The 6,463-nt window shown below is 73.5% G+C and carries 6 protein-coding genes and 1 CRISPR repeat array; of the genes, 4 read left to right on the plus strand and 2 right to left on the minus strand.

Annotated elements, in window-relative coordinates; translation table 11 throughout:
• From AE652_RS02100 to AE652_RS02110, 3 genes are all read left to right on the plus strand, one after another.
• On the plus strand, positions 1–298 hold a 298-nt coding region (locus tag AE652_RS02100; protein ID WP_049649336.1), incomplete at its 5' end, for a hypothetical protein.
• Positions 299–416: 118 nt separating this feature from the next.
• On the plus strand, positions 417–713 hold the full coding sequence (locus AE652_RS46100; protein WP_159028319.1) for a hypothetical protein: 297 nt from the start codon (positions 417–419) through the stop codon (positions 711–713).
• A 246-nt stretch (positions 714–959) separates the two neighbouring features.
• Positions 960–2,123, plus strand: coding sequence for an ROK family protein (locus AE652_RS02110; protein WP_049649337.1), 1,164 nt, complete (start codon positions 960–962; stop codon positions 2,121–2,123).
• Positions 2,124–2,150: 27 nt separating this feature from the next.
• On the opposite strand, the gene AE652_RS02115 is transcribed toward AE652_RS02110, so the two are convergent.
• Complete coding sequence (locus tag AE652_RS02115; protein ID WP_049649338.1) at positions 2,151–2,576, minus strand: hypothetical protein; 426 nt, start codon at positions 2,574–2,576, stop codon at positions 2,151–2,153.
• A 192-nt stretch (positions 2,577–2,768) separates the two neighbouring features.
• The gene (locus AE652_RS02120; RefSeq protein ID WP_049649342.1) at positions 2,769–3,542 is read right to left on the minus strand and encodes a GntR family transcriptional regulator; all 774 of its coding nucleotides are present in this window, start codon (positions 3,540–3,542) and stop codon (positions 2,769–2,771) included.
• A gap of 324 nt (positions 3,543–3,866) precedes the next feature.
• On the opposite strand from AE652_RS02120, the gene AE652_RS02125 reads away from it, so the two are divergent.
• Entirely contained in the window at positions 3,867–4,670 is an 804-nt protein-coding gene (locus AE652_RS02125; protein WP_049649339.1) for an exodeoxyribonuclease III, read from the plus strand.
• A gap of 297 nt (positions 4,671–4,967) precedes the next feature.
• Positions 4,968–6,461: direct repeats of the CRISPR family, unit length 28 nt; unit sequence GTCGGCCCCGCGCTCGCGGGGGTTGCTC.
• Positions 6,462–6,463 lie beyond the last annotated feature (2 nt).

Below are 6,463 nucleotides of genomic sequence, written 5' to 3' on the forward strand. Positions count from 1 at the left end.
GGGCGCGGGCGGGGGCGCGGTGGCGGGCGCGGGCGGGCTGGCGGTGGAACCGGTGCAGGACGTCCCGGCGCTGGTCCGGCTGCTCGCCCCCGGCGGCCGGATCCTGCTGCTCGCCCCCACCACCGAACAGCTCGACCTGCTGATCACCGGCGACGCCCACGGCCTCACCGCCCGCCCGGCCGAGCAGTGGCGGGCGGCGCTCACCACCGCGGGCTGCCCGACGGTGCTGACCCTGCCGGAGGACGGACACCCGATGGGGCTGCTGGGGCAGCGGCTGTTCGCGGCCCGGGTGGACTGACGGGCGGGCGGGGGTGTGGCTGGCTACGCTCAAAAGTCATGACACTTCCGCGCGTCCGGTCCGGCCCGCCCGCGGGTCCGTCGGCTCCATCGGTTCCCTCCGCTCGATCCGCTCGATCGTGTCCGTCCGGTCGATCGACTCGATCGGGTCGGTGCTGTCGACCGGCTCGATCGGATCCGCCCTCTCCCTCGGCTCGATCGGCTCGGTGCTGTCCATCGGCTCGATCGGGTCGGTGCTGTCCATCGGCTCGATCGGGTCCGTCCTCTCCCTCGGCTCGATCGGCTCGGCCTGCTCGACCCTCGACGTCCTGTCGGCCGGCTCCCGGCGCGGCCTCGGCCCGCTGCTGTCGGAACGTTCCCTCCGGTCGGTGCTGTCCCGGCGGCTCCCCTACCGGCCCGCCGTGGCCGGGCGGTGAAGTCCGGATCACGCACCGCCACCCGATCCGTACCATTTCGATACCGAAGCCTGGATGAGCTGCGGAGATCCTCGCCGCCCGGGCCCGTCCCCGGGTAGGCTCCGCTTGTCCTCCGGCCCTCGCGCAGGCGGCCCCCTGCCGCCCTGCCGCGTTCTCCGGGGGCGCACCCCCGCGGGCCATTCGGTGGGCACCGCGCACTCGACACCGCGCGCCAGGGCAGTCGCGCGAACGGCGAAGGGCATCGCATTGGCGGATCGGCTCACCGGAGGAGACTCCTCGCTGCTGCGGCGGATCAACGCGGCGGTCACGCTTCGGGCGCTGCGGAACGGCCACTCCGTGACCCTCACTCAGCTCGTCGGCGAGACCGGGCTCTCCCGCCCGACGGTCGAGGGCGTGATCGAGGGCCTGGTCGAGACCGGACTGGTCGCCGAGGTCGAGCAGCCGAGGGAGGACGGCCAGCCGGGTACCGGCCGCCGCGGCCGCCCCGCCCGCTGGTTCCGATTCCGCGCCGAGGCCGGGCACATCCTCGGCATCGAGATCGGCGTGCACGACATCCGCGTCATCCTCGCCGACCTCACCGGTGAGGTGGTGGGCAGTCACTTCAAGCCGGTGGACGAGACCCTCGACGCCGAGGACCGGCTCGCCGCCGTCCGCACCGCCGTCGCCGAGGTGCTGCGCAAGGCCGGCATCTCCCGCGACAACCTGTGGGCGGTCGGCATCGGCACCCCCGGCATCGTCGACCGCGAGGGCACCGTCCAACTGGGCACCGCGATGCCCGGCTGGACCGGCCTCGACCTCGGCGCCAAGCTGCGGCGCTCGTTCCGCTGCCCGGTCCTGATCGAGAACGACGCCAACCTGGCCGCCATCGCCGAGCACTGGCAGGGATCGGCGGTCGGCGCCGACGACGTCGTCTTCGTCATGGCCGGCCTCAGCCCGGGCGCCGGCTCCCTCATCGGCGGCCGGCTGCACCGCGGCTTCGGCGGCGCGGCCGGCGAGATCGGCGCCCTGCACCTGCTCGGCCAGGAGGTCACCCCCGAGCGCCTGCTGTCCACCACCGGAAAGCCCCTCAACCCGCTGGACGAGGCCGCCGTGGCCCGCGTACTGCGGCTGGCCCGGGAGGGCGACGAGGTCGCCAAGGTCGCCATGGACCGCTTCCTCACCCGCCTCGTCCAGGGCGTCGCCGCACTCGTCCTGGCCATCGACCCCCAGCTGGTGGTCATCGGCGGCTGGGCGGCCGGCCTCGACGGCGTCCTCGACCCGCTGCGAGAACGCCTGGCCCAGTTCACCCTGCGCGCCCCCGAGGTCGCCCTGGCGGCCCTCGGCTCGGAGGTCGTGGCGATGGGCGCCCTGCGCGTCGCCCTCGACCACGTCGAGGAGCAGCTCTTCGCCGTCGACCCGCCCCGGGCCTGACGCCGCGCTCAAGGAGCGGGGGTCACCTCAGGGCGCGAAGTCCGGGTCGGTCAGGTCGAGGGTGAGCGTGCTGCCCCAGTCGTTGACGAAGTGCGCCAAAGGCCAGTCGACGGACGCCCCGACGAACGGGTTGCCGGTCGACGTCGTCAGGAGCCACCACAGTCCGCGGTCCGGTCCGAGCCGACCGATGAAGCCGAGGTGCCCGAGGCCGCTGTCACCGTGGACCACGTAGCCCAGCCCGTCCGGCAGTTCGACCTCGTCGATGACCTCGACGCTGCCCGCGTCCCACGGCGGATCGGCCACCAGAGCCGCCACGTCCACCGGCCCGCCCAGCTCCAGCCGGAGGTGCTCCGGCCCGTCGATCTCCGCCTCCCGGGCCGTGCCGTCCGCCCGGAACAGGCAGTCGAAGGCCAGCACCTCCGACCTCGCCCACGATGCGAGGAGCGCGTTCACCGGTCGCCCCCCGTCCTCATCCGTTGCGCGGCTGTGCCACTGCCACGCGGACGCTACCAGGCGACCCGGCCCGGTTTACGGCAGCGCCCCAACGGCAAAGGCCCGGACGCCAGTTGGCGCCCGGGCCTCGACCTGAGGGTTTCCGGAAAATGGTTCAGGGGTTAAGGGATTCAGGGATTCACGGGTGGTGCGTCAGGAGGCGGTACGGACCTCGGCCGTCGCACCGACCGGGGTGACCTCCACGAGTCCGGCCTCGCCGAAGGTCAGCTTGCAGGTGTCCGCCCGATAGGTGGCCACCGCCAGCGCCACCAGCCGGCCGGCCGAGGCGTACTGGGTGGTCATGACCAGGACGGGCGCGCCCGGCGGGCGCTCCAGCAGGGCGGCCTGCTCGGCCTCGGCGACACCCAGCTCGACCGAGCGGGACTCGCCGTCCACCTCCAGGCGCTCCAGCTGGCGCAGCACCGAACGGGCGCGGTCGCTCTCGGCGCGGAAGCCCGGCAGGTGCGGCAGCGCGGCGGCCGGGACGTGCAGCGACTCGCTGGCCACCGCGCGGCCCTCCACCAGGCGGACCCGGCGCACGGTGTGCACGGTGGCGCCCTCAACGATGCCGAGGCCCTTCGCCAGCTGCGCGGAGGCGGGGGCGGTGGTGCAGTCGACCGTCCGCCAGGCCTGGTTGCGCGCGGTGCCGGGCCAGCCCTCCTCCTGCCGGTTGACCGGGACGCCGACCCGCGGGGCGGCGATCAGGGTGCCGATCCCCCGGCGGCGCACCAGGCGGCCCTCCAGCTCCAGCTGGTCGAGCGCCTGACGCAGCGTGGCCCGGGCGACGCCGAAGCGGGCCGAGAGCTCGCGCTCGTTGGGCAGCACCTGACCGGTGGAGAACTCCGAGTCGATGGCCCGCAGCAGCACCGTGCGCAGGTGCCAGTACTTCGGCTCCGGCACCGCCGAAAGCTGTCCTGTCGTCCCCACCGCGTCCTCCACCCGTGAGTTTGTCCGCCCTGCGACAAGGAGGGCGGATCCCGAGCCCACTGTCCGCAGTCGCGGCAGGTGGGAGAGCGGGCCTTTATCCGTCCTTCTTTATTAAAGGTCCTTGCAGTAAGTGACCCTAGGTGCTCCGTCCGGAGATGGTCAAGACCAATGGCGGGGCTCGATGGGACTCCCGCACATCTTCATGCCGCGTTCACGACAGCTCCCGTCAGCCGCTGCCACCACCATCGACACCCTCCGACGGGACCCGCCCGACCCCGCGCGTCACGGTTCGGGCCGGGAACGCCCAGTCGGTAGGCTGCTCGGGTGATCGTGGTGACGAGTGTGAACGTGAACGGAATCCGGGCGGCGGCCAGGAAGGGCTTCGTCGAATGGCTGGCCGGCACCGAGGCGGACGTGGTCTGCCTCCAGGAGGTGCGCTCCGAACCCGAGCAGCTACCCGTCGAACTGCGCGACCTGGACGGCTGGCACGCCGTCTGGGCCCCCGCCGCCACCAAGGGCCGGGCCGGCGTCGCCGTCCTCTCCCGCGCGGAGCCGCAGCGCACGGCGATCGGATTCGGCTCGGATGAATTCGACAATTCGGGCAGGTACGTCGAAATCGACCTGCCCGGCCTGACCATCGCCAGCCTCTACCTCCCCTCCGGCGAAGTCGGCACCGAGCGCCAGGAGGAGAAGGAACGCTTCATGGCGGAATTCCTCCTCCACCTCACCGCCCTGCGCGCCCGCGCCGCCGCCGACGGCCGCGAGGTCGTCGTCTGCGGCGACTGGAACATCGCCCACCGCCCCGAGGACCTCAAGAACTGGAAGGCCAACCAGAAGTCCGCCGGCTTCCTCCCCGAGGAACGCGCCTGGCTCTCCCGCGTCTACGACGAGGCCGGCTACGTCGACGTCGTCCGCGCCCTCCACCCCGACCGCACCGGCCCCTACTCCTGGTGGTCCTACCGCGGCCGCGCCTTCGACAACGACTCCGGCTGGCGCATCGACCTCCAGGTCACCACCCCCACGCTGGCCGCCCGCGCCACCGACGCCCGCGTCGAGCGCGCCGACACCCACGCCGAGCGGTGGAGCGACCACGCCCCGGTCACCGTGGCCTACGACGTGGACAACTAACCGGCTTGTCCCCCCACTTGGACAGCCCAGAGGTGCCCCGGCGCGCGGTTGTACCGCGCACCGGGGCACCTCCTCACCCCGCCGTCCCCAAGCGTCTTCGACCCGGGAACCTCCACCGTGCCCCTGGTCAGCGTCAGCCCGCCTGCGAAGTCCCGCTCGCCACTTGCCATCCAGTCCACCATCACCACAAAGCCAGCCGGCTCCACCAACAACCCATGAGCTCCACTATGGATAGCCAACCGAATCGAACTGAATCAAATAGCGCTCGCTGAAGCGAATCACCGCAGGTCAGCAAGCGTCGGCCCCGCGCTCGCGGGGGTTGCTCCCCTTCTTCGACACCCAGTACACCCTCGGCGCCGTCGGCCCCGCGCTCGCGGGGGTTGCTCTCCCATGGTCGTGTCCTCTCTGGGTGGCCGGGCGTCGGCCCCGCGCTCGCGGGGGTTGCTCCGGTGCCAACATCTACGGCAGCCTCACCGGCCAGTCGGCCCCGCGCTCGCGGGGGTTGCTCCCCCTGCTGCCCTCAGTGACGGACACGACGGTCGTCGGCCCCGCGCTCGCGGGGGTTGCTCCCACCGTTCGCGTTTCGTACGGCGACCGCCTGAGTCGGCCCCGCGCTCGCGGGGGTTGCTCCTTTGTGCAACGTAATGGGACAGGTAGGGGTTCGTCGGCCCCGCGCTCGCGGGGGTTGCTCTCCCAGCCGGACGGGGTCGAGCCGCCCCAGACGGTCGGCCCCGCGCTCGCGGGGGTTGCTCCGGCCGGACCAGGGTCGTCCCGCTCTGCGACGGGTCGGCCCCGCGCTCGCGGGGGTTGCTCTGGCCGTCCGAACCCGGGCGCCGGTGGCGTACGGTCGGCCCCGCGCTCGCGGGGGTTGCTCCCAGTCGGGGCGGTAGATCAGGCCGCGGGGGGAGTCGGCCCCGCGCTCGCGGGGGTTGCTCCGACGCCGACGACGAGACCATCCGGCGCATCACGTCGGCCCCGCGCTCGCGGGGGTTGCTCCCAGCCCCTGTCCCGGGGCCTCGCCTCCTTGATGTCGGCCCCGCGCTCGCGGGGGTTGCTCGGCGAGCAGCAAAGCGAAACGGGCGGTCTACCAGTCGGCCCCGCGCTCGCGGGGGTTGCTCGTTGGAAGCCGGCGAAGGCGCGGCCCGGTCCGCGTCGGCCCCGCGCTCGCGGGGGTTGCTCCTGCCTGTGCCAGTCGGCGGGTCGGGACCTTCTGTCGGCCCCGCGCTCGCGGGGGTTGCTCCTGAATCGGCCCTGAATCCGCCCTGGAAGGTGAGTCGGCCCCGCGCTCGCGGGGGTTGCTCCTCCTCACCCTCGCCCACGAGCACGAGGGACTCGTCGGCCCCGCGCTCGCGGGGGTTGCTCCAGCTTCTGGAGGGCCAGGTCCCGTCCGGCTTCGGTCGGCCCCGCGCTCGCGGGGGTTGCTCCTGCTCGGCGTGGCTCCGGGCGGCGGCCGCGAGGTCGGCCCCGCGCTCGCGGGGGTTGCTCCCGGCAGTCAGATGCCGGGGTTATCCACAGGTTGTCGGCCCCGCGCTCGCGGGGGTTGCTCCACCGTGAAGTCGAGGGCGAGCGCACGCATCGGGTCGGCCCCGCGCTCGCGGAGGTTGCTCCCCGTTCGCGGACCAGAAGATCCCCGCGACCCCGTCGGCCCCGCGCTCGCGGGGGTTGCTCGAAGCCCGCGGCCGTCCGGCCCGTGGCCGCCGTGTCGGCCCCGCGCTCGCGGGGGTTGCTCCCGACCGAGATCCGGGGAGAGCACCTGCTCGCCGTCGGCCCCGCGCTCGCGGGGGTTGCTCCCA

The sequence above is a fragment of the Kitasatospora sp. MY 5-36 genome, from assembly GCF_001182915.1.
Classification (GTDB): Bacteria; Actinomycetota; Actinomycetes; order Streptomycetales; family Streptomycetaceae; genus Kitasatospora.